General features: G+C 53.3%; 22 protein-coding genes. 10 read left to right on the top strand and 12 right to left on the bottom strand.

All coding sequences use genetic code 11. The features are described from left to right. Positions 1 to 25 precede the first annotated feature (25 nt). Together SIB41_RS09425 and mtnA are read right to left on the bottom strand one after the other, a co-directional pair. Complete coding sequence (locus SIB41_RS09425) at positions 26 to 2,173, bottom strand: bifunctional aldolase/short-chain dehydrogenase (protein WP_413358407.1); 2,148 nt, start codon at positions 2,171 to 2,173, stop codon at positions 26 to 28. A gap of 727 nt (positions 2,174 to 2,900) precedes the next feature. Continuing rightward, positions 2,901 to 4,013, bottom strand: coding sequence for an S-methyl-5-thioribose-1-phosphate isomerase (gene mtnA / locus SIB41_RS09420; RefSeq protein WP_413358404.1), 1,113 nt, complete (start codon positions 4,011 to 4,013; stop codon positions 2,901 to 2,903). A 705-nt stretch (positions 4,014 to 4,718) separates the two neighbouring features. Here mtnA and mtnP point away from each other — a divergent pair. Next, positions 4,719 to 5,633: an S-methyl-5'-thioadenosine phosphorylase gene (mtnP, locus tag SIB41_RS09415; protein ID WP_063404926.1), complete on the top strand. Its 915-nt coding sequence runs from the start codon at positions 4,719 to 4,721 to the stop codon at positions 5,631 to 5,633. A 92-nt stretch (positions 5,634 to 5,725) separates the two neighbouring features. Here mtnP and SIB41_RS09410 read toward each other — a convergent pair whose 3' ends face one another. From SIB41_RS09410 to SIB41_RS09385, 6 genes are all read right to left on the bottom strand, one after another. After that, positions 5,726 to 5,923, bottom strand: a complete 198-nt coding sequence (locus SIB41_RS09410; RefSeq protein ID WP_011131265.1) for a photosystem II reaction center protein J — start codon at positions 5,921 to 5,923, stop codon at positions 5,726 to 5,728. 12 nt (positions 5,924 to 5,935) lie between these two features. Beyond that, positions 5,936 to 6,055, bottom strand: coding sequence for a photosystem II reaction center protein L (locus tag SIB41_RS09405; RefSeq protein ID WP_011131264.1), 120 nt, complete (start codon positions 6,053 to 6,055; stop codon positions 5,936 to 5,938). A 15-nt stretch (positions 6,056 to 6,070) separates the two neighbouring features. Continuing rightward, positions 6,071 to 6,220, bottom strand: coding sequence for a cytochrome b559 subunit beta (gene psbF / locus SIB41_RS09400; protein ID WP_011131263.1), 150 nt, complete (start codon positions 6,218 to 6,220; stop codon positions 6,071 to 6,073). A gap of 3 nt (positions 6,221 to 6,223) precedes the next feature. Continuing rightward, positions 6,224 to 6,472, bottom strand: coding sequence for a cytochrome b559 subunit alpha (gene psbE / locus SIB41_RS09395; RefSeq protein ID WP_011131262.1), 249 nt, complete (start codon positions 6,470 to 6,472; stop codon positions 6,224 to 6,226). A 106-nt stretch (positions 6,473 to 6,578) separates the two neighbouring features. Then, positions 6,579 to 7,586 (bottom strand): photosynthesis system II assembly factor Ycf48, encoded by a 1,008-nt coding sequence (locus tag SIB41_RS09390; protein ID WP_413358402.1) that lies wholly within the window; start codon positions 7,584 to 7,586, stop codon positions 6,579 to 6,581. 12 nt (positions 7,587 to 7,598) lie between these two features. Beyond that, positions 7,599 to 8,027: a rubredoxin gene (locus SIB41_RS09385; protein ID WP_413358399.1), complete on the bottom strand. Its 429-nt coding sequence runs from the start codon at positions 8,025 to 8,027 to the stop codon at positions 7,599 to 7,601. 83 nt (positions 8,028 to 8,110) lie between these two features. Between SIB41_RS09385 and SIB41_RS09380 the strand changes: the two genes are divergently transcribed. The 3 genes from SIB41_RS09380 to SIB41_RS09370 are packed head-to-tail and all read left to right on the top strand — an operon-like array spanning position 8,111 to position 9,784. Further along, entirely contained in the window at positions 8,111 to 8,473 is a 363-nt protein-coding gene (locus tag SIB41_RS09380; protein WP_011131259.1) for an NAD(P)H-quinone oxidoreductase subunit 3, read from the top strand. A gap of 4 nt (positions 8,474 to 8,477) precedes the next feature. After that, positions 8,478 to 9,230 (top strand): NADH dehydrogenase subunit K, encoded by a 753-nt coding sequence (locus SIB41_RS09375; protein WP_063407331.1) that lies wholly within the window; start codon positions 8,478 to 8,480, stop codon positions 9,228 to 9,230. Further along, positions 9,227 to 9,784: an NAD(P)H-quinone oxidoreductase subunit J gene (locus SIB41_RS09370; RefSeq protein WP_413358397.1), complete on the top strand. Its 558-nt coding sequence runs from the start codon at positions 9,227 to 9,229 to the stop codon at positions 9,782 to 9,784. Before SIB41_RS09375 ends, SIB41_RS09370 begins: the two co-directional genes overlap by 4 nt. Here SIB41_RS09370 and SIB41_RS09365 read toward each other — a convergent pair. After that, on the bottom strand, positions 9,778 to 11,100 hold the full coding sequence (locus tag SIB41_RS09365) for a gluconeogenesis factor YvcK family protein (protein ID WP_413361499.1): 1,323 nt from the start codon (positions 11,098 to 11,100) through the stop codon (positions 9,778 to 9,780). The two genes, SIB41_RS09370 and SIB41_RS09365, sit on opposite strands and share 7 nt — an antisense overlap. Before the next feature lie 239 nt (positions 11,101 to 11,339). On the opposite strand from SIB41_RS09365, the gene SIB41_RS09360 reads away from it, so the two are divergent. Both SIB41_RS09360 and SIB41_RS09355 read left to right on the top strand, forming a co-directional pair. Beyond that, on the top strand, positions 11,340 to 12,083 hold the full coding sequence (locus SIB41_RS09360) for an ABC transporter ATP-binding protein (protein WP_063416927.1): 744 nt from the start codon (positions 11,340 to 11,342) through the stop codon (positions 12,081 to 12,083). Further along, positions 12,083 to 12,958: an MlaD family protein gene (locus tag SIB41_RS09355; RefSeq protein ID WP_413361497.1), complete on the top strand. Its 876-nt coding sequence runs from the start codon at positions 12,083 to 12,085 to the stop codon at positions 12,956 to 12,958. The genes SIB41_RS09360 and SIB41_RS09355 overlap by 1 nt, the downstream gene beginning before the upstream one ends. A 52-nt stretch (positions 12,959 to 13,010) precedes the next feature. Here SIB41_RS09355 and SIB41_RS09350 read toward each other — a convergent pair whose 3' ends face one another. Further along, entirely contained in the window at positions 13,011 to 15,149 is a 2,139-nt protein-coding gene (locus SIB41_RS09350) for a putative cobaltochelatase (protein ID WP_413358394.1), read from the bottom strand. Here SIB41_RS09350 and folK point away from each other — a divergent pair. Both folK and SIB41_RS09340 read left to right on the top strand, forming a co-directional pair. Beyond that, positions 15,148 to 15,780, top strand: a complete 633-nt coding sequence (gene folK / locus SIB41_RS09345) for a 2-amino-4-hydroxy-6-hydroxymethyldihydropteridine diphosphokinase (protein ID WP_413358391.1) — start codon at positions 15,148 to 15,150, stop codon at positions 15,778 to 15,780. The genes SIB41_RS09350 and folK overlap by 2 nt on opposite strands. Positions 15,781 to 15,849: 69 nt before the next feature. Continuing rightward, complete coding sequence (locus SIB41_RS09340; protein ID WP_041375232.1) at positions 15,850 to 16,410, top strand: NUDIX hydrolase; 561 nt, start codon at positions 15,850 to 15,852, stop codon at positions 16,408 to 16,410. Positions 16,411 to 16,512: 102 nt separating this feature from the next. Here SIB41_RS09340 and SIB41_RS09335 read toward each other — a convergent pair whose 3' ends face one another. Together SIB41_RS09335 and SIB41_RS09330 are read right to left on the bottom strand one after the other, a co-directional pair. Continuing rightward, positions 16,513 to 17,739 (bottom strand): DegT/DnrJ/EryC1/StrS family aminotransferase, encoded by a 1,227-nt coding sequence (locus SIB41_RS09335; protein WP_413358389.1) that lies wholly within the window; start codon positions 17,737 to 17,739, stop codon positions 16,513 to 16,515. 54 nt (positions 17,740 to 17,793) lie between these two features. After that, on the bottom strand, positions 17,794 to 18,414 hold the full coding sequence (locus tag SIB41_RS09330; protein ID WP_413358387.1) for a thioredoxin family protein: 621 nt from the start codon (positions 18,412 to 18,414) through the stop codon (positions 17,794 to 17,796). 33 nt (positions 18,415 to 18,447) lie between these two features. Between SIB41_RS09330 and SIB41_RS09325 the strand changes: the two genes are divergently transcribed. Both SIB41_RS09325 and fabI read left to right on the top strand, forming a co-directional pair. Further along, positions 18,448 to 19,011: a hypothetical protein gene (locus SIB41_RS09325; RefSeq protein WP_413358385.1), complete on the top strand. Its 564-nt coding sequence runs from the start codon at positions 18,448 to 18,450 to the stop codon at positions 19,009 to 19,011. 99 nt (positions 19,012 to 19,110) lie between these two features. Beyond that, complete coding sequence (gene fabI / locus SIB41_RS09320; RefSeq protein ID WP_011131247.1) at positions 19,111 to 19,893, top strand: enoyl-ACP reductase FabI; 783 nt, start codon at positions 19,111 to 19,113, stop codon at positions 19,891 to 19,893. Positions 19,894 to 19,911: the final 18 nt, after the last annotated feature.

Below are 19,911 nucleotides of genomic sequence, written 5' to 3'. Positions count from 1 at the left end.
CTTGATATGCATGTGCATGTAGGCGTTAACGCACCATCGCCGCAACATTTCCGCCGTCTACTGTTAGTAATGCACCAGTGGTTCGCGGCATTAAGGCTAATGCCACGAAAGCATTTGCCACATCACTTGCTCGGACTTCTGCACCGAGCAAGTTCCCACCCATGTAGTTGGCTTCGCTGATGCCGCGCGCTTCCGCTCGTTCTCGAATCATTGCCTGATCGAGCAGGCCGGACCGAATCCGATCTGCATTGATGGCGTTACAGCGAATGCTTGAGGGCCCTTCTTCCAGGGCGTATTGCTTCATAAGTGCCAGCAATGCCGCTTTTGCAATTCCGTAAGCTCCAAAACCAGGGCCTGGGTTTAGCGCTTGCTTGCTGACATTGAAGAGCAGCTGTCCGCCTAAGGATTTGCTGGTTTCTGTCGTTCTATTGCCCTGGGCTCGAAACAGGCGAACTGCAGCTTGTGCAACGTGCTGGTGAGCAAATAGGTTGAGCTCGAAGCTTGCTCGCAACTTGGATTCTGGAAGAGTGGCAATGTTTCCGCTCCAAGCCGCCCCAGCATTGGATACCACGATGTCTAAGCCCCCGAAGCAAGCTGCAATTGTCGTGAATGCATCATGAACCTCAGCAGCATTGGTGAGGTCGCACTTCAGTCCGAGAGCGCTTGAGCCACATTCTTTGGCAGTCGTTGTTGCTGCTTCACCATTCTTGTCAAGTACGACAACTTGTGCACCTTGCTTGGCGAAGGCAAGGGCGATCGCTGCACCAATTCCACCACCACCACCAGTGACCACGACAACATGGCGTGCCAGTGGTGCTTCTTTGCCCTTGCCGAGCTTTGCTTGTTCGAGACTCCAGTACTCCATCTCGAAGGTATCTGCCTCGTTGACTGGTTGAAAACGTCCCACTGATTCAGCTGCCATCAGTGTGGCGGCCCAGGCTTCACCAATATCTGCGGTGACATTGGCTTCGGCTGTTGAACGTCCTAGGCCAACGAGGCCAAGTTCAGGGATTGCGATCAGCCTTGGTAGTGGATCGAGGTGTTGTTTATGGCTCCCAACGCGAGCATTCTGACGCTCGAAGTAATCCTGATATGAGTTGATGTATTTCTCTAATGCCAGTTTTGCTGAGTGGAGCCATTCCTCCAGCACGTGGCAGGATTCAATCGCTTCATCTCCTTGGAGTTGTGGAGGCTTGTTGAGAATGAGAGGCCAGGGTTTGGTTCGGATCACGTGGTCGGGGGTAGCGACTCCACGGCGAGACCAGTCTTGGAGGTGAATGTCGTTGACTAGTTGGAGTGCCAGTGGGGTTGAGCGCAACTCCATAAGCCAACGTTGGGGGGCGTTATGCACAGCTGCGGATTGAGCCAGGGCACCACGTAAAAGCGGGAGCAGAATTGCAGCGATGTTTGTTTTAGGAGCTGGATTGGTTGGTGGTGGTAGGCAAAGCGTTGGAGTGTCCCCAAGACGCTCTTCCGCCTCACGCACCAAGTTGATCATTCGCTCGTAGCTTTGTTGTGCTGTGGCTCCAAACGAAAATAAGCCGTGCTTGAGAAGCACCATCCCTTCAAGTTCAACTCCCGCTTGAGCTGCTTCTACTTCTGCTTGTTCGTAGGCTTTGATGGCGGCCATGGCTAGTTGAAAGCCAGGCATGACATAGGGAACAATCGCGACACGTCGACCGTAGAGTTCACGGCAGATCTGTTCGGCATCTGGTTGATCTGCTAGGGCTAAAACAGCTACTGCGTGGGTGTGATCGACGAATTTGCTTGGTAAGAACGCGTGTAGGAGTGCTTCAACCGAAGGGTTGGGTGACGATGGATCGATCAGGTTGCTGCGTTGAGCTGCAACCATGTCTTCGTCGCTAAGTGCAGATAGATCTCTTAAGGCTTGCAGGTTCTCCAATCGCACAGCAGGATGGCCGGCCGGCTCGATGGTTGATAGGTCCCAGCCCGAGCCCTTCACGCACAACACTGGTATGTGATCGCCAAACAATCCTATGCAGCTGGTTTTAACCGAGGTGTTGCCTCCGCCATGCAGCACTAGCTGGGGATCTGAGCCGAGCAGACGGGCTGTGTAAGTGCGGAGAGCCAGGTCTTCAGAGACGTCCTGCGCGGCGTAAGACTTGATGGCAGCTTGTGCCTCGGCATCCGACCAGCGGTTTTGGCACGTCATTGATTGGTGCGTATCGACGGGAACGTTACTTCAGTCGCGCTGAAGTTCCTCCGCTTTCTCCTTTGCTGATGTTTATGGGTCAAAGCTTTATTAGGCAGTTCGTTGAGAGGTTGCCATGCCAAGAATTATAATTCCTTGGGATGAAGTGTTGACTGAAGAGATTCTCAGCCAGATGGCTGAATTTTTACTGATTGGTGATTGTGCATATGCTGTTCCGTCTGGGCTTTGTAGATGAAAAAGATGTTGATATAAAAGTTCTAAAGCCTCGGATGCTTAGGATTTTGAATGATTGTGTGGCCATATATAGCAGAGTATAATGTTTGCTATTCCTGTCAAGTCGAGCAGCCTTTTGTTGATCATTGCCGAGCTCTAGATCTAATGAACTATTTTAGCTCTGGCATTGGAAAGATGTAAAACTGAGGAATAAAAGGTTGCTATGTGCAATGACATATCTTTTTGCAAAGTATTTAACTTCGATGGTGATTTGCTTCTTTTCATAGGTTCCAGTCAAGTCTTAGGGAGTAGCAATGTAAGGATCTTCTTTGTATTTGAGTGTGTAAGTTGAGTCGACCTTAGTGATTTCAATTCATCTCATGTTTAGCATCTATGGATAGTGAGGATTGAGTGCTGCTGTGAAGATTTTTCTATAATTAAAGACGACCTTGAGTTTGATTGGTCATTGATCAATCTTTCCGTAGTGATATTTTTCATTTATTGGTTTTGATTTCTAATCATCGCAGTAAAGCTCCATGAGACCCGTCTCGCTTGCTGCCGCGACTCCGCGCTCGGTGATTAGGGCTGTTACGAGGCGCGCAGGGGTTACATCAAAAGCAGGGTTGAATCCTTCGCTTTGATTGGGAGTGAGTTGCACGGTGGTGAGTTGGTGGTTGCTAGAAGCGTTGTTGTTTCGTCCTTGGATGTGGGTCACTTCCATCGCCGAGCGGGTTTCGATAGGGATTTCTGCGACCCCATCCGAGATTGACCAGTCGATTGTTGAGCCGGGTAGGGCTACATAAAAGGGCACGCTGTTGTCTAGGGCCGCTAAGGCCTTGAGATAGGTGCCGATTTTGTTGCACACGTCACCGCTGCGTGTGGTTCGGTCGCTACCTACGACGACTGCGTCAACATATCCTTGCTGCATAAGGTGCCCACCTGCGTTATCCACGATCACGGTATGGGGTACGCCTTCACGACCTAGTTCGTAGGCAGTGAGGCTCGCGCCCTGGTTGCGGGGGCGTGTCTCGTCAACCCATACATGAATGTTTAGGCCGGCCCGGTGGGCCTTGTAAATCGGTGCCAGCGCGGTCCCCCAATCAACGGTGGCTAGCCAGCCAGCATTGCAGTGGGTGAGCACTTGTATGGGCTCTTGTTGTCGCACGCTTGGTCTGCCTGCAGCAAGCTTTTGGATGATTGCTAAGCCATGGTTGCCGATGGCCTCACACATGGCCACGTCCTCCTCGGCAATGAGGGCAGACTCGGCTCTGGCGGCCTCTGCCCGCTTAGCTGGTTGAAGCGGTTTTACTTTGTCTCGGATTCGTTTGAGGGCCCAGCGCAGATTGACTGCTGTTGGCCGGGTGGCATTGAGTTGCTTAAAGGCCGCCTCTAGGGCGTCATCGCTGGGGTCTTCTTGTAGGGCCAGCATTAATCCATAGGCCCCGGTGACTCCGATCAATGGAGCCCCACGCACCACCATGGTGCGAATTGCGGTTGCGGCCTCTTGGCAGTTGCTGAGCTTGAGGGTGCTGAACTTGTGTGGCAGTTGGGTTTGATCGATCACGCCGACTGAATGCCCATCTTTTTCAAGCCAGATGGTGCGCCAGGCTGTGCCATCAATGTTCATGACCTTTCACCATTTAGATGATCCTGGGCAGTGTTGATCGAGTCGATGTTATGCCTGGGCAGATCCTAATTTCTAAAGCGGTTAGGTTGCATGGTTCATTCATCCTGGTGCAATCGCCCATTGTGATATTTGGCTACTAATACATTGAGCCTTGCTGCGAGCAAGGCTTCGGCATTGAAGTCATGGTTGAAGATTAGCTCAAGTGTGGCTTGTTGATTATTGCTAGGCCCAGTAACCTTTTGGGCTGAATGAAAGCATTAGGCCTGGTCTAACCTTTGCCTGGGTTAGTGCCTCTAGTGTTTATGAGTTAACTCTTTTTTAAATTAACCTTATCAAGATAAACCTCGCCTTCAGCTTTTAAAATGCTTTTTAAGCCAGTTTGGATTTACTCTTGTTCAACCCAATGCAGTGGACCAAGGCGGCTCTTTAGATGATTGTCCGCTTGAATCATCTAATTGTTATTTCACGTGTGTGTGCATGCATCTTGATCGTCAACACTTTGTAAGTTATCTCAGGGATTGATGGATTCTTTCTGCTGGAGACCTTGGCTAGTTAATTTTTTGAAGGTTGAATAAATGTTTGCTAATTAAACTCATGGCTTGATGTGATACTTCGACTATCAGTTGTATGTATGAAGCCCTTGAAGGCTATAAGTATTGATCGAGTTATTGACGGGCTATGCTATTTAAAGCTGAAAGACGTTAATTGAATCGCCTCACAACTTCTCCTCTCGAAGGCGCTCGTTTGGGAGTTTTGGGAGGCAGTGGTCTCTATGCCATCGAAGGCCTTGAGAACATTCAAGAATTGGAGATTGATACTCCCTTTGGAAAGCCTTCGGACGCTTTTCGACTCGGCACCCTTGACGGTATGGAGGTGGTATTTCTTGCTCGCCATGGGCGTAATCACACTTTTTTGCCTACGGAAGTTCCCTATCGAGCAAATATTTGGGCGATGCGTTCGCTTGGTGTGCGTTGGATCCTTTCGCCTTCAGCAGTTGGTTCATTGCAGGAACAGGTGCGCCCCTTAGACATGGTGGTACCTGATCAATTCATTGATCGGACTCATCAGCGACCACTGACTTTTTTTGGAGATGGGGCGGTGGCTCATGTGGCAATGGCTGATCCTTTTTGCCTCACGCTTTCTCGCTTGTTAGCTGATGTTGGCGAAAGTCTGATGCCGGATGGACGCCAATTGCATCGTAGTGGTACCTATCTGGCGATGGAAGGTCCGGCCTTTTCCACTCGAGCTGAATCGAAGCTGTATAGGAGTTGGGGCTGCATGGTGATCGGAATGACCAATCACACTGAGGCTCGCCTGGCTCGGGAAGCAGAGATTGCCTATGCCTCTTTATCAATGGTTACTGATTACGATTGTTGGCATGGTCACCATGACAGCGTGACTGTAGAGATGGTGCTTGCAAATCTGAGGGCCAATGCACAGTTGGCCACAAAGATCGTTCGGGCAACAGCCAAAATGGTTGCAGATATTCGTCCCGTCAGCACAGCTCACAATGCTTTGGAAGATGCTTTGCTAACCGCCAAAAAACATGTAACTGACAAAACCCGCCGCAAACTTGACCTCTTTACAAGACCTTATTGGGGCGAGTTTGGCGGTAGTTGATGGTCAGTTTTTGTTTTTTTAGAAGATCTAACTCTGCATGTAAATCCCCACCCTGCTAGGTAGGGGTTTACACACAGAATCTTGACTCTAAATTAAGCGGAACCGACTCCAGTGAAGGAGCCGAAGAAGAAGAGGCCTAGGACTGAGAGGACCGCCATGCCGCCAACTGTGGCAACTAACCATAGGGGTAGGGACCCTTCTGTCCAACGGCGTTCCCATGAAACGGCTGGACTGCCGTCTGGAAGACGGTCAGGTATGCGTCCGTCAGGGCCTTTAAGTTTCGTACTCATGCTTCAGATCCCTTAGTTGAAGAAGTAGCTGGTAAACAGAACGGCTGTCACAAAAACCAGCAAAAGCCCTAGGTAAAGGCTGGTGCGGTTCAGTTCTGCCGGCAGGTTGTTCGGGTTTGGGTTTTGCTCCATGGTTTGGGAGTGGGATCAGCGACGGATGAGCTGCATGGCGGTTATGGCGCCAAGAAAAAACACTGTGGGTACACCCAGGACGTGTACAGCGAGCCAACGCACCGTGAAAATCGGATAGACACGGACGTTAAGCGCTTGAAGAGGTGCAGAAGAAGATTGAGCCATGGTTTATTGCAGGCGCAGGTCGAGTTGGGATTTGGCTTCGTAGCGTTGGCTAACGACAGGAGCCTTGCTTTCGCTTGCCTGGAAATAGGCATCAGGGCGAGGTGTGCCGAATGTGTCATAGGCAAGGCCCGTGGACACAAACAGGTAGCCGGCGAGGAAGATCGACGGCAGGGTAACGGCGTGGATCACCCAGTAGCGGATGCTAGTGACGATCTCGAAAAAAGGGCGTTCCCCGGTGGAGCCAGCAGCCATGGCCTCAGGCGTATCAGCTTTTAGATCCTATAAGGCTGAGCCTCAACACTGCGTCTGGTGAACGGCATGGTTACAGAGCGTTGCTCATTTGGCTCTAGGTCAAGCCTTAGCCCACCCAGCGCAGAAGGTGGCCTCGTTCCCCAAGAACAAACCCTTTGGCTTGGCTTTCAGAGCTGGTGTCGAACAGGATCCTGATCAAGTTCGAGGGCTGTGTGTCACCCATGGGATCGATCTGCCAGCTTTTTCCGTCATCCAGAGTCTTAATAAGAGTTCCGTTGCCGCCCGCTGCCCAGATGCCCCCGTTGGGATCCCAGGACAGATCTAGGTAGTTGTAGCCATTGGTAATTGGAATCATCGCTTTCCCCCAGCTGTCGACGTTTCCGGGTTGATCGTTCAGGCGGATCTCGGCCCCCCTGGCCACCATCCATAGTTCACCGTTGGGTTGATAACCCAGGCTCTGCACCCGCTTGCTGCTGACCCTCTCATGGTTTTGCCAAACATCCTGGCCTACATCCAAGGTGGAGAAGAAATTGCCGAGACTGCTTACGCTCACGTAATTGCCAGCTGCACTGCGCCTGAGGTCGCGCACTGCACCTGCCGCTTCACTCACAGTTGCTTTCCAGGTGGTGCCAGCATCGCTTGTGCGATAGATGGCACCTGCGTTGGTGGCAAGCTCAGCATTATTTGGACCTAGGTTGGTAATCAGATATGGATCGCCTGGGAGTTTGTTTTCAAGCTTCAGGCGTGACCAGTTCTTGCCGGCGTCAGTGCTGTGCATCACCAGCCCTGGCTGCCCAGCGATCCAACCCTCATTGCCGTTGAAATCGATACTGATGAGCCGGAAGTTTTCATCCTCTTCAAGATCCAAGCTGCGCTTCTTCCAGCTGACACCACCATCATTGGATTCCATGATTAAGCGGTTGGTACCAACAACGAAGCCGTGGTTGGCGTCAGAGAAACTGATGTCCAGTGGATTTGACTCAGTGTTCAACTCCAAGGGTTGCCATGGGCTGGTGCTGGCGACCGGAAGCCGGCTGGTGACGCACCCACTGAGGCCGAACCCGATGGCCGCAATCAGCAGAAGGTTGAAAATTTTCGAGAACAGGCGGCTCATGGCAGGGATGCGTTAACGCAGTGAGTAGAGGGAGAGGAAGAAGGCGAAGGCCAGTGCCAGGCCTCCAAAGATCAGGACATTCTTTTGCCCTGGTGTTAAGCGGTTGACGCCAATGCCGTAGTTGAGGTTTTGGTCAAAGCCGCTAGGTGCACTGCGAGGACCGATGTTTTTGAAGGCGTCGATGCGGGCACGGCATACGGGGCAACGAAAGTTGGTTGGATCGAGATCCTTGAAAGCTGTTCCGGAACTGATGCCAAGCTTCTTGACTCCTTCTTCTGGGTCATAGACGTAACCGCAACTGCGGCACTCAAAGCGATGGGTGAGCTGATCGGTGTCGGACTCTGCTGAGGCGATGGTGTCTGTGGCCATACCATCAACGTCAGTTTGAGCAACTGATTCGGCTTCTGTCGAGTCTTCGGCAGGTGTGGTTTTGTCGCTCACAGCTGCACTGTCAGGTGGGATAACTCTATCGGCGTTAGCCCATGGCAGTGAATGCCAGACTGAGAAGCAAGTCGTACTTGTCCATGTTTGCGCTGCCGGGTTATGACGCTTTTCTCGGCTTTCTGCTGATCTCAGCAGCAGTCCCGATCTTGGCGCTTGTCACCAACAAGCTCTTGGCGCCTCGCAGTCGTACCGGCGAGCGGGAGCTGACCTATGAATCAGGGATGGAGCCCATTGGTGGTGCCTGGATTCAGTTCAACATTCGCTACTACATGTTCGCTTTAGTTTTCGTCATCTTTGATGTGGAAACCGTTTTCCTTTATCCCTGGGCTGTGGCATTTCATCGCTTAGGTCTATTGGCTTTCATCGAAGCCCTTATTTTTATTGCCATCCTTCTTGTTGCACTGGCTTATGCCTGGCGCAAGGGTGCCCTCGAGTGGAGTTGATTTCATGTCAGTGACCCCCTCCATCGATGCCGTACGTGACTTGCGTGCAGCGAGTTGTGGCCCTGTTGGCGCTCCCAGTGTGACTAGTGACTTGAGTGAGAACATCATTCTCACAAGCCTGGACGATCTACACAATTGGGCTCGGCTTAGCAGTCTCTGGCCGTTGCTGTATGGCACCGCGTGTTGCTTTATCGAGTTTGCTGCTCTGATTGGATCACGGTTTGATTTTGACCGTTTTGGCTTGGTGCCCCGAAGCTCTCCTCGACAGGCTGACCTCCTGATCGTTGCGGGCACGGTGACCATGAAGATGGCTCCAGCCCTGGTCAGGCTTTATGAGCAGATGCCTGAGCCTAAATACGTGATTGCTATGGGTGCATGCACGATCACTGGTGGCATGTTCAGTGCTGACTCCACTACCGCTGTGCGTGGAGTAGACAAGCTCATCCCCGTAGACCTGTATCTCCCAGGGTGCCCACCTCGCCCTGAAGCAATTTTTGATGCGGTGATCAAGTTACGTAAAAAAGTGGGTGATGAATCGGTTGCTGAGCGGATCAAGATTGCCCAGACCCATCGCTACTTCACAGTGCCCCATCAAATGAAGCGAGTTGAGCCAATTGTCACCGGGGCCTACTTGAGTGCTGATACCCAGAAAGCTGCCTTGACGCCTGGTGCTGGGCTACCAATGGCTGCGGAGTTGAACACCTCTGAAATTGATGCCAGCCCAGCTTCTCAGTCTTCATCAACCTACGAGTCATGAGCGAGACCCCTTCCACCCCCCCGGTGCCGGCGTGTCCGGAACCGGGGCCTGTAAGCCGCTGGCTCAACCAGCAGGGTTTTGAGCATCAGTTGCTTGATCCTGATCATCTTGGTGTGGAGGTGATTGGTGTGGAGTCGATGTTCCTGCAGGTGATCGTTTCAGCTCTCAAGGCTGATGGTTTTGATTATCTTCAATGCCAGGGTGGCTATGACGAAGGCCCTGGCCAGCAGCTGGTCTGCTTCTACCATCTCGTCGCCATGGCTGAAATGGTTGCAAAGATGGGGGAGGGAGATTCGTCGTCGACAGCGGCCAAGGTCCGTGAGGTACGCCTCAAGGTGTTTTTATCCCGTGAAGACACACCTTCGCTCCCATCGATTTACGGCTTGTTTCGCGGAGCTGACTGGCAGGAGCGGGAAACCTTTGACATGTTCGGCATCAACTTTGAGGGACATCCCCATCCGAAAAGGTTGCTAATGCCTGAAGACTGGAAGGGCTGGCCACTGCGGAAAGATTATGTGCAGCCAGACTTTTATGAGATGCAGGATGCTTATTGAGCATTCTTTTTATACTTTCGATAGAAGCGCATCACCGCTAGGGCAAGGCTACGTGGGTCATGGCGCAGTGTTGCGCGAGGCCTTTTCCCTTGCAATGGAGCTTGCATCAACTCATAGCCCTTGGCGATGAGTGCTTGAGCATCACAGTTGACCGGTTCAGCGCCTCGTGCTTGATAGTGCTTCACCAATGGGGATTCTCCTATGTCATCCTGGGCCAATACGGCATTGAATAGTTTCTGGCTGATGCCCAGGCTGGCGAGTTGGGCTTCGATTGCTCTTAGGTGACCAACAACATCCAGGCCATCTGTTTCCCCGGGTTGAGTCATTAAGTTGCAGATGTAAAGCTTCGGTGCTCGGCTCTGCTGGATGGTTCGAACTAAGGCCGGTACAAGCAAATTGGGTAATAGTGATGTATAGAGGCTGCCAGGTCCTAGAAGAATCAGGTCTGCATTAGAGATTGCCTCTAGCGCGCGGGGCAGGGCTGGCGGTTGTGCGGGCAAGCAGCCAAGCCTCACGATTGGACTTGGGGCCTTGCCGATCGCTGATTCCCCTTCAATGCGCTGGCCGTTTTCCAGTTCCGCCCAGAGCTGTACATCTGCATTGGTAGCGGGAACGACCTGACCCTGAACTGCGAGGACTCGACTAGACGCTGTGATGGCTGTCTCTAGATTGCCCGTGATGGCTGATAGTGCAGAGAGAAAGAGATTGCCGAAGCTGTGGCCCTCTAGGCCACTACCTGCTGAGAAACGATATTGAAACAGTCGTGTGAGCAGGGGTTCTTCTGTTGAGAGTGCAGCCAGGCAGTTGCGAATGTCGCCTGGGGGCTGAACACCAAGTTCGCGACGCAAGACTCCGCTACTGCCGCCATCGTCAGCCACTGTGACGATCGCTGTGATGTTGCTGCTGTAGCGCTTCAGGCCACTCAGCAGAGTGGAGAGGCCTGTTCCTCCTCCGATGGCGACGATGTTAGGGCCGCGGTTGAGTTTGCTTTTGGCACGAAGGGCGTCAACGAGCACGGTGTCCTTGTCGGGCGCTAGTGCTTGTTGGATCGAACCAAAGCTGCGGCTTTGTCCCCATAGCACTAGGGCGGCTCCGATTAAGACCACTAAAGGACCTGTAATGCTGCGTGGCAGCACAGTTGTGATTGTTCCCAGTAGCCAGACGAGGGTCTCGATGATCCAGTAGATGGGCTTGAGGTCTGCCCAGATGGCTGCTCCTAGAAGTGCCATAAGAAGGCCCAGGCCCGAAGTGAGCAGCCAGCGCTTGACGACCAGTCCAGGTAGGAGCCAACTCACTGCTCTGCGAGAACGGATCATTAGACCCCTTTCGCTAGCAGCCTTTATCCCTTTGATACTGGCGCGGCGCTGATGAGAGCGGCGCTGAGTAAAGCGGTGTTTGGGCGAGGTCACATGCGCGGGGACAAACCGGCCATAGGTCTTTAACGCAACTGTACGAAAGCTTTCCTTCTTCGACATCCCGGGCACAATGACTCGGTTCCCAGCACAGGGTATTTGTGTCAAACGCCACCCCCGTGGTCGAGATGTGTGATCTCACCATGCAGTGGGGACAATGGCCAGTGCTTGATCAGGTCAACTTGGTCATGCAGCCTGGGGAACGCTTGGCGGTCGTGGGGCCCTCTGGTGCTGGTAAGTCCACGGTGTTGCGGTTGCTGGCAGGTTTGGAGTTGCCTACCAGCGGAGAGCTTCGTCTCTTTGGTGAGCAGCAGGCTTATTTGCGTCTTGATCAGGAGCAACCCCCTGATGTGCGCCTTGTTTTTCAAAACCCAGCGTTGCTGGCCTCCCTCACGGTTGAGGAGAACGTGGGGTTTTTGTTGATGCGGGGGGGGCGCATTAAGCAGAAGGAGATTCGTGAGCGAGCCATGGCTTGTCTAGAAGCTGTAGGGCTTTACGATGTGGCTGATCTACTTCCAGGCCAGCTCAGTGGTGGCATGCAGAAACGAGTAAGTTTTGCTAGGGCCCTGATTGATGATCCTGATCGGGAGAGCGGAGCGATGCCGCTATTGCTTTATGACGAGCCAACTGCTGGCCTTGATCCTGTGGCGTGCACACGAATTGAAGATTTAATTGTTAAGACCACCACAGTGGCTAGAGGTTGTTCGGTAGTGGTGAGCCATGTACGCAGCACGATTGAACGTTCTGCAGAAAGGGTGGTTATGCTTTATGGAGGCAAGTTTCACTGGGCTGGCTCTATAGAAGACTTCGGTAAGACGGATAATCCTTATGTTGAACAGTTCCGTACCGGTAGTCTTCGCGGGCCAATGCAACCTGAAGAGCATTGATGTCTATGCGACGCAGCGTTCGTGATGCGATTGTCGGATTCTCCATCGTTGGAGCAGTGGTTGCCTTTGCAGGAACCTTGCTCTGGTTAAGGGGTGTGCGTCTTGGCGCCAAGGTTTGGAGTATCAAGGTGAACTTCCCCGATGCAACAGGTCTTGCTGAACGTTCCCCCGTGACTTATCGCGGCATCTTGGTGGGCACTGTCGTCAAAATCGATGTGACTTCCCAAGCTGTGCGGGCCACCCTCGAAATCAATAAGGGTGATCTGCGCCTTTCCAAGCCGGTTGTCGCCAAGGTGGCCTCTAGTTCATTGCTTGGGGGTGATTCTCAGGTGGCGTTGGTGAGTCTTGGTCAGCCGTTGTCTGCTAATGCTCCCCTGCCTCGATCAATGGATTGTTCTGGCAGCAAGGTGTTGTGTAACGGGGCAACGATTGTGGGTAAGCCTCCGGTGAGTATCTCTTCAGTGACAGAGACACTTGAGCGCATTCTGCAAGAGGTAGATAAGCAGAAGTTGGTCACGTATTTGGTTGATTCCACCAAGCAGATTGAGACCACCGCCGAAGATGTCTCCAAATTAATGAGTCAGCTCAAGGATGAGGTGGCTCGAGCTGAACCGATGATTACCAATCTCAATCTGGCAACCGGCCATATCAACAATGTGGTTGAAGCATTCGATAACCCGAAAACAGTTAATGATCTCAAGCAGACTGTGAGTTACGCTCGCTCGCTTACTAAAAAGTTTGATGCAGTGGGTGGAGATGTGGAAAAGCTTACGAATGATCCGCAATTCATGAATGCTTTGCGTAGCGTTACGATTGGCCTTGGTGAGTTTTTTAATGAGCTTTACCCGGCCCAAGCTGGTGGTAATAGACCTTGAAGTAATAAGCTCTTTAGAGCTTATATACGTGATCAATGCATAGGCTTAAGTCTTATTTGACCTGGCCTATTGCTTCCATTGCGATGGCGGCAATCGCTTGATCAGTTGCCTTTGGCAGTTGGACGTATTTGCCGGCGGCGGCTTCTGCTAGGTCCTTGCCCATGCCACTGCCGATGAACTTACGCTCGGTGTCGATGACTAGCAATTTGATCCCCAGACTGCGGTAGCGGCTCGCTACATCCAGTAATTCCTGCTTTAGATCCGGTGGCTCTTCTCCTTCAAGTTGTGGCTGACCTAGTGAGGTCGCTAAAGGCACATTGCCGCGTCCATCCGTGATGGCAACAACGACAACTTGGGCGAGATCTCCTTTAGACAATGCGTTAGCACCCACACGAGCAGCCTGGGTAAGACCATGGGCAAGAGGAGAACCGCCGCCGCAGGGCATCACTTCTAGCCTTCTTTTTGCTGCAGTAATCGATTTGGTTGGAGGCAGTAAAACCTCCGCTTGTTCTCCTCTGAATGGGATGAGTGAAACCTCATCTCGGTTCTCATAGGCCTCGGTGAGTAAGCGAATGACTGCTCCCTTGGCGCCCTGCATGCGATTTAGAGCCATCGAACCGCTTGCATCAACAAGGAAAATGACGAGTGAACCAGCCTTGCGTTGCAGCAACTTGGCTCTCAGATCTCCTTCTTCGACAATCACTGTGCGATCCGGCTGTCTGGATCGCCGAGCTTTTTGATATGGGGCCGCAGCTCTTAATGTCGCGTCGACGGCGATACGTCGAACAGGGCCACGAGGGATGATGGGCCTGACGTAGCGGCCACGGCTGTCACTGAGGACTGCCGAACGGTTCCCACTGTTTCCACTTTTCGACTTGGCTGCAGAAAACAGCAAAAGGTCTGGATCGATTGCAATTGCTTCTGGATCAAGCATGAACTCTTCTGGAACCGGTGGTGATGTCTGCTCTTCAGGGGTGTCTTCGTCATCCTCTTCATCCTCTTCAGAAGTGTCTTCTTGCGATTGATCTGGTGGTGGCGGTGCTTGCTGTTGCTCTGGCGGGGGGGGCTCCATTTGCTCCTCTTGAGGCGGCAATTGCAATGCACGCGGTGCAATCACCAGCCGCACGGCGACTTGGAGGTCGTCTGCTTCAACCTGGTCTCGGCCGCTGAGAGCCGCGTGGGCCCGTGCCACGCGTACTGCATAAAGCTCAGAGCGATGCCCTTCCACGCCTCCACGAATGGCTTCATTGACCAGATATTTGATCTGTGCGTGGCTGATTTGTACATCGGGCAGCCATTGACGAGCCAGTAGCAGTTGAGTTGCTAGTGCTTCGGTCTCCTGGGACCACTTTGCAGCGAAGCTGACACTGCATTGGCCATGGGCGAGTACTGCCTCGGTGATCTCAACACGTTGCTCGTTGCTGATCAGCTGGTCGGCGGAGAGAGCGATGGCGAAACGGTCCAATAGGTGGTCGCGCATTGCCCCTTCTTCAGGGTTGTAAGTAGCAATCAGTAGTGGACGGCAGGGATGGCTGAGGCTGAGTCCTTCTCGCTCTACTCGGTTTTCGCCGGCTCCCACTGCCGCCAGCATGAGGTTGACGATGCCGTCATCCAACAGATTGAGCTCATCGAGATAGAGCACTCCCCGATGGGCTTCTGCTAGTAGTCCAGGTTGGAAGACAGGGGTTCCACTGGTTAGGGAGGCCGTGACGTCTACAGCGCCAACAAGTCTGTCTTCAGTGATGCCAATTGGAACTTGCACAAAGGGTGCTGGGATCACACGGCTCGGCAGTGGCTCCTTTGAGTTCTCCTCATCGGTGGCGCCCTGTTTCGTGATCAGGCGTTGGCTGGCTTCGTCCCATTCCTCAGGGAGCTTTGGATCCAGGTTGAGACCAATGGGGCGATGAATTTGTGAAGTCTGCTGATCTTTGCTAAGGGCTTCCAGATCGAGCACATCGATTGGCGGTAGCAGTGCATGCAGTCCCCGTGCCAAGACCGATTTGCCAGTGCCGCGGCCGCCGGCGATCACCACCCCACCCAGTTCTGGATCAACCGCTGCTAGGAGCAGTGAAAGCTTGAGCGTTCCATGGCCTGTAATTGCGGCAAGAGGAAAAGCACGAGTGGCCATGTCCTGGCCTGCTCGATCTCTGGACCTTGTGTTGGCAGTTGCGGCCGATCCGCTTGCAACCATGGAGTCCCCCCGGCTCGATGACGTGTGCGCCAGTCTCGCTGATCAACTCGGAGTTTCTACTGCTTATTCTGCTCCAAGCACGTTAGCTGTGGCACTAGGAGCCAATTTGGCTAGTGCTTTTGGACCTCCACCTGCCACCTTGAGGGCAGTGCGACCTGAGTTAGAGCAGACCATCCATGAGTGGCTCTCAACATCGCTTGGAGAGGCATCGGGCGAAAGGGTGAATCCTGCAGGTTTGCGTTGCCGTTGGTCGCCATTATTTGAGACCGACCCCGTTGGCGGTCCACCGGAGCAGCCTGTCTACATCAATGCGGTAGTTGTGGTGGATGGGCCGCGGCTTGCTTTGTTGCAGCCTTGTGAAGCGGCTGCGCTGTCCTTGTTAGCCAGACTGCTGGCCCTGGAGAAGCGCTTCGGACGAGATCGCCAGGCAGAGTTGATGCGCTGGGAATCGCGTTCACTGGATCTTGATTTGCTTGCCTGGGGCGCACTACAGGTTCAGCACGAGGCCCTAATCCTTCCTCACCCCCGTCTGATTGAACGAAGTTTTGTCGTGGTGCCACTTGCAGCGGCCCTAACGGGAGTGGCTCAGGTGCCGCGCCGTATTCCCCCTGATTTGGACTGGCTTGAATAGGGGTGGCGCAATTCAAGTCCTTGTCTGGTCATCAGCCACCATGCTGGGAGTTCTTTGTTTGTGGTCAACATGGTGCCTCTTCCGCCCCCTGAGCCATCTTTGCTGTTGGAAACCACAGCAGCGCTAGAGGCAAGAAAGATTCGTTTTGAGATCAACCGTTTTGAGCTGCCGATTGGGGTACAGGGTCTCTTTGGTCTGATTCGCCATCCTGGTGCTTCCTTAGCGGTGCCAATCACTGCCGATGGCAGGGTTGTGGTGCTTCGTCAGTACCGCTTTGCGGTAGCCCGCCGCATCCTGGAATTTCCTGCTGGCACGCTTGAGGATGGTGAAGATCCCCAGGCTTCGATGGAGCGGGAACTGGCAGAGGAGGCTGGCTACAGCGCAGCTCGCTGGGATTCTTTGGGGCAGATGCTGCCTTGTCCTGGCTACTCCGATGAAGTCATACACCTTTTTCTGGCCCGAGACCTTAAAGCCCTGAGCGAATCTCCTGCTGGTGATGAAGACGAGGATCTTGAGGTGCTGCATATGACCCCAGCTGAATTCGATGCTTGCTTAGCTAGTGGTGATGAAGCTCTGGATGGCAAGAGCATTACCGCTTGGTATCGGGCGCGTCAGTTGTTGGGTCTCTAAAGATCACTATCCCGCTGGTTGTTCTGGTATTACTGCGAAGCAGTATTTATCTATGGAGGTTGTGCCTAATAACAAGCAATAGCAGGTATTAAATAAGGCTTTTTAAGCAACCTTGCTCATGTGAGTTGTGGTTGCTGGACTCAGCAGCTTGTGCAACATAGAGACAACCTGTTGCTGCTGCTCTTCGCTCAATTCTGGGAAGATCGGCAAGCTCAGCACTTGACTGCAAAGCTGTTCAGTGACCGGCAGGCTGCCTGGGCCTTGGCTTAGGCCTTCATAGGCCGGTTGGAGATGGATCGGGATTGGGTAGTAAATGATGGTGTTAATGCCATGTTCTAAAAGACTTTGTTTGAGCCAATCACGGCAACTGCTATCCGGCAGGGTATTGCTGCCATTGTTTTTTGACGGTTTGCCAAGGCTCTCAGAGTTGCTTTGGTTCATTGGGCAGCTCGTTACCCGCACCACGAATTGGTTCCATGCATGTTGCAGATGGCTTGCTTTTGTTTGATCTGGAAGCTCGAGGCAAGGAAGGTTTGTGAGCAACGTTTGATAACGGGTCGCGATGGCTTGTCGCTTTTCAACCCAGCAAGAAAGCCTTGGTAGTTTCACGTTTAAAACTGCGGCTTGCAGTGCATCCAGTCGGCTGTTGTAGCCAAGTTCTGTATGCAAATATCGACGCGGCATTCCGTGAACAGCGAGTTCTCGCATTCGCTGAGCAAGCTTTGCGTCATGTGTGCTGACGGCTCCACCATCGCCAGCGCCGCCAAGGTTTTTGGTGGGAAAGAAGCTGAAGCAGCCCACATCGCCCCAACTGCCTACAGACCGTCCGTTCCACGCTGCACCACTGGCTTGGGCACAATCTTCGATCACTTTCAGCCCATGTTTGTTGGCGATGGCCATCAGCTGCTCCATGTTGACGGGGCGGCCGAAAAGATGAACTGGTAAAAGAGCACGGGTGGCTGGGGTTATTGCTGCTTCGATTTGTTCCAGGTTGATGAGATAGGTGTCCGCTTCGACGTCCACGAAGACAGGTGTGGCGCCGACCGAACTGATTGCCTCGGCAGTGGCAAAAAAGCTGAAAGAACAGCTGATCACCTCATCTCCTGCTCCGATATCCAGTGCCCTCAGGGCCAGGACCAAAGCATCGGTGCCGCTGTTACAACCAACGACATAAGGCACGCCAAGGGAGTTAGCAAAGGCTTGTTCAAAAGATTCAATTTCGGTGCCGCCGATGTATTGGCCACTGCGCAGCACGCGCAAGACCGCCTCATCAAGGTCAGGCCCCAGTTCGGCTAGCTGTTGAGTAAGGCTAAAAGGGGGCACCTGCATGAGAAGCACCTTAAGCCGAGCCGAAGACGGTTTAGCAGCTTTTGAAGTGGCAGATCAGCCGAACCAGGGGGGCTCTTGTCCTGGGTGCCACTTGATGTTGCAGCCGATTGAGGCCTGCTGGTGGGGAGAGGCATCCTGCCCGTTCAAAACGGCATCTAAGGCAGCACGTAGGTCCGATCCAGTCACAGGTGCATCGTTCCCAGGGCGGCTGTTATCCAGTTGGCCGCGGTAGCAGAGTCGCTGCTGTCCTTGTGGAGAGGGAGCAAAGAGGAAGAAGTCTGGTGTGCAGGCGGCTTGTAGGGCCTTGGCGAGGCTTTGGTCAGTATCCAGTAGATAAGGGAAACGCCAGCCTTGTTGCTTGGCCTGAGCTGCGAGCTGCTCAGGACCGTCTTGGGGATGAGTGATCAGACTGTTGCTGGCGATAGCCAGTAGCTGCACGGAATCTCCGTAGTCCTGATCAAGATGGGTCAGTTCTTTTTCAATGTGTTTCACGAAAGGGCAGTGGGCGCAGAGCGCCATCAGCAGGAGGGGCTTGGTTGGCAGGTTGCTTGTGTTGATTGTGTTCAGGGCGCCAAGCCCGCCATCGATCTCAAGATTGGTGCCGGGTACCACCTTCAATTCAAACGCCGGTAAGGGGGTCCTGAGAGGCAGCATCGTCGAGGGAGTGAGGGCCATGTTGGGAAAGCAGCCCTTCAATGCTGGTTCAGGATGACTTTGCATGGCTGCATCAATGCCGTGAAGCAAGTCAATGCAAAAGGAAAGACCTTCCTGTTAGTGGCTTTGGCCGTAGTGCTTAACGGCTGTATGACGTCGTCTTCCAAGCCCAGCTGGGCTATTTATCCCTTGCAGCGGCATCAAGCTCATGACGGCCTGGCGGTGGTGAGTGAGCCTGATGGCTATGGCGTACATCTCTTTCTCGAAACGGACACCAGTGATCCAGGGATCTGTACGCCCCGTTGGTTGCCAGACCCTGCAAGGCTTTTCAATGGCAATGGCAATGCCCCATTCAGCTCAGGGCTTGCGTCTCGCAAGGAATTTTTCGTGGTAGTGGCCCGCGGGGATGTCCGCCGTGTCTTGAAGCGTGAGCTGAAGGCTCTTTGTGTTGATCGGGCACCTAGGGCGAGATGGCGTTGGCAGGAGCCGCCCCGCGCTGCTGATCAGGTGAAGCCTTTGAGATTGCCTGCGTTGGAGGAAGAAGACCTGCTCAGGGATCCAGAAGAAGAGAGGAAGCTTCAGGAGGAGTTGTTAAACGGCAACTGGTCTGGAAGCTGATCGAATAGAACTCTTGGCGACCTTATTCGGGGCATCCAGTGAAACTCGGCGTGGCATGGGAGAGAATCGCTGCCAATGTTCCCTAGTGCGTTCGCTCTGATGCTTCTCGATCTAAGCGGTAAGAAGATCCTCGTCACAGGTATCGCCAACAACCGTTCCATTGCCTGGGGCATCGCTCAACAGTTGAAAGCCGCCGGCGCTGAGCTGGGAATCACCTATTTGGCGGATGAAAGGGGCCGTTCGGAAGGCAAGGTGCGCGATCTCACTGCTCCTCTAGAACCCAGTTTGTTTTTGCCTTTGAATGTGCAGGACAGCAATCAGATCGAGGAGGTGTTTGCTGTGATTGCCCAGCAGTGGGGCCAGTTGGATGGTTTGGTCCATTGTCTTGCCTTTGCAGGCAAGGAAGAATTGGTGGGTGATTACAGCGCCACCTCGGCCGAGGGATTCGCACGCGCCTTGGAGATCAGTGCCTACTCGCTGGCCCCGCTTTGTCATCACGCCAAGCCTTTGTTTAGTGATGGTGCAGGGGTTGTGACGTTGACCTATCTCGGTGCAGATCGTGCCATTCCGAATTACAACGTGATGGGTGTTGCCAAGGCTGCTCTGGAGGCTTCAGTGCGTTATCTCTCTGCAGAACTTGGCCCTGATAAGCAGGTGCGTGTGAACGCGATCAGTGCTGGCCCAATTCGCACCTTGGCTAGTTCTGCGATCGGCGGCATCCTCGAGATGATTCATAACGTTGAAGAAAAGGCTCCCTTGCGTCGCACTGTGACCCAGATCGAAGTTGGCAATACAGCCGCGTTCTTGCTGAGCGATCTTTCCAGTGGTATCTCCGGTCAGACGCTTTATGTGGATGCTGGTTACTGCATTAACGGAATGTGATTTGACTGGCAGCATGAC

The sequence above is a fragment of the Prochlorococcus sp. MIT 1201 genome (assembly GCF_047303415.1).
GTDB lineage: Bacteria > Cyanobacteriota > Cyanobacteriia > PCC-6307 > Cyanobiaceae > Prochlorococcus > Prochlorococcus marinus_D.
Note: the sequence above shows the minus strand (reverse complement) of the source record. Positions and strands in the feature narration are given on the sequence as shown.

Coding starts and splice junctions, on each gene's coding strand:
- SIB41_RS09360 (WP_063416927.1), top strand. CDS start 11,340: ATGCAGTGGGGACAATGGCCAGTGCTTGATCAGGTCAACTTGGTCATG.
- folK (WP_413358391.1), top strand. CDS start 15,148: ATGGAGTCCCCCCGGCTCGATGACGTGTGCGCCAGTCTCGCTGATCAA.
- fabI (WP_011131247.1), top strand. CDS start 19,111: ATGCTTCTCGATCTAAGCGGTAAGAAGATCCTCGTCACAGGTATCGCC.
- SIB41_RS09375 (WP_063407331.1), top strand. CDS start 8,478: ATGTCAGTGACCCCCTCCATCGATGCCGTACGTGACTTGCGTGCAGCG.
- SIB41_RS09370 (WP_413358397.1), top strand. CDS start 9,227: ATGAGCGAGACCCCTTCCACCCCCCCGGTGCCGGCGTGTCCGGAACCG.
- SIB41_RS09390 (WP_413358402.1), bottom strand. CDS start 7,586: ATGAGCCGCCTGTTCTCGAAAATTTTCAACCTTCTGCTGATTGCGGCC.
- SIB41_RS09425 (WP_413358407.1), bottom strand. CDS start 2,173: ATGACGTGCCAAAACCGCTGGTCGGATGCCGAGGCACAAGCTGCCATC.
- SIB41_RS09350 (WP_413358394.1), bottom strand. CDS start 15,149: ATGGTTGCAAGCGGATCGGCCGCAACTGCCAACACAAGGTCCAGAGAT.
- SIB41_RS09410 (WP_011131265.1), bottom strand. CDS start 5,923: ATGAGTACGAAACTTAAAGGCCCTGACGGACGCATACCTGACCGTCTT.
- SIB41_RS09405 (WP_011131264.1), bottom strand. CDS start 6,055: ATGGAGCAAAACCCAAACCCGAACAACCTGCCGGCAGAACTGAACCGC.
- psbE (WP_011131262.1), bottom strand. CDS start 6,472: ATGGCTGCTGGCTCCACCGGGGAACGCCCTTTTTTCGAGATCGTCACT.
- mtnA (WP_413358404.1), bottom strand. CDS start 4,013: ATGAACATTGATGGCACAGCCTGGCGCACCATCTGGCTTGAAAAAGAT.
- SIB41_RS09355 (WP_413361497.1), top strand. CDS start 12,083: ATGTCTATGCGACGCAGCGTTCGTGATGCGATTGTCGGATTCTCCATC.
- psbF (WP_011131263.1), bottom strand. CDS start 6,220: ATGGCTCAATCTTCTTCTGCACCTCTTCAAGCGCTTAACGTCCGTGTC.
- SIB41_RS09380 (WP_011131259.1), top strand. CDS start 8,111: ATGTTTGCGCTGCCGGGTTATGACGCTTTTCTCGGCTTTCTGCTGATC.
- SIB41_RS09365 (WP_413361499.1), bottom strand. CDS start 11,100: ATGATCCGTTCTCGCAGAGCAGTGAGTTGGCTCCTACCTGGACTGGTC.
- SIB41_RS09330 (WP_413358387.1), bottom strand. CDS start 18,414: ATGGCCCTCACTCCCTCGACGATGCTGCCTCTCAGGACCCCCTTACCG.
- SIB41_RS09335 (WP_413358389.1), bottom strand. CDS start 17,739: ATGCAGGTGCCCCCTTTTAGCCTTACTCAACAGCTAGCCGAACTGGGG.
- SIB41_RS09340 (WP_041375232.1), top strand. CDS start 15,850: ATGGTGCCTCTTCCGCCCCCTGAGCCATCTTTGCTGTTGGAAACCACA.
- SIB41_RS09325 (WP_413358385.1), top strand. CDS start 18,448: ATGACTTTGCATGGCTGCATCAATGCCGTGAAGCAAGTCAATGCAAAA.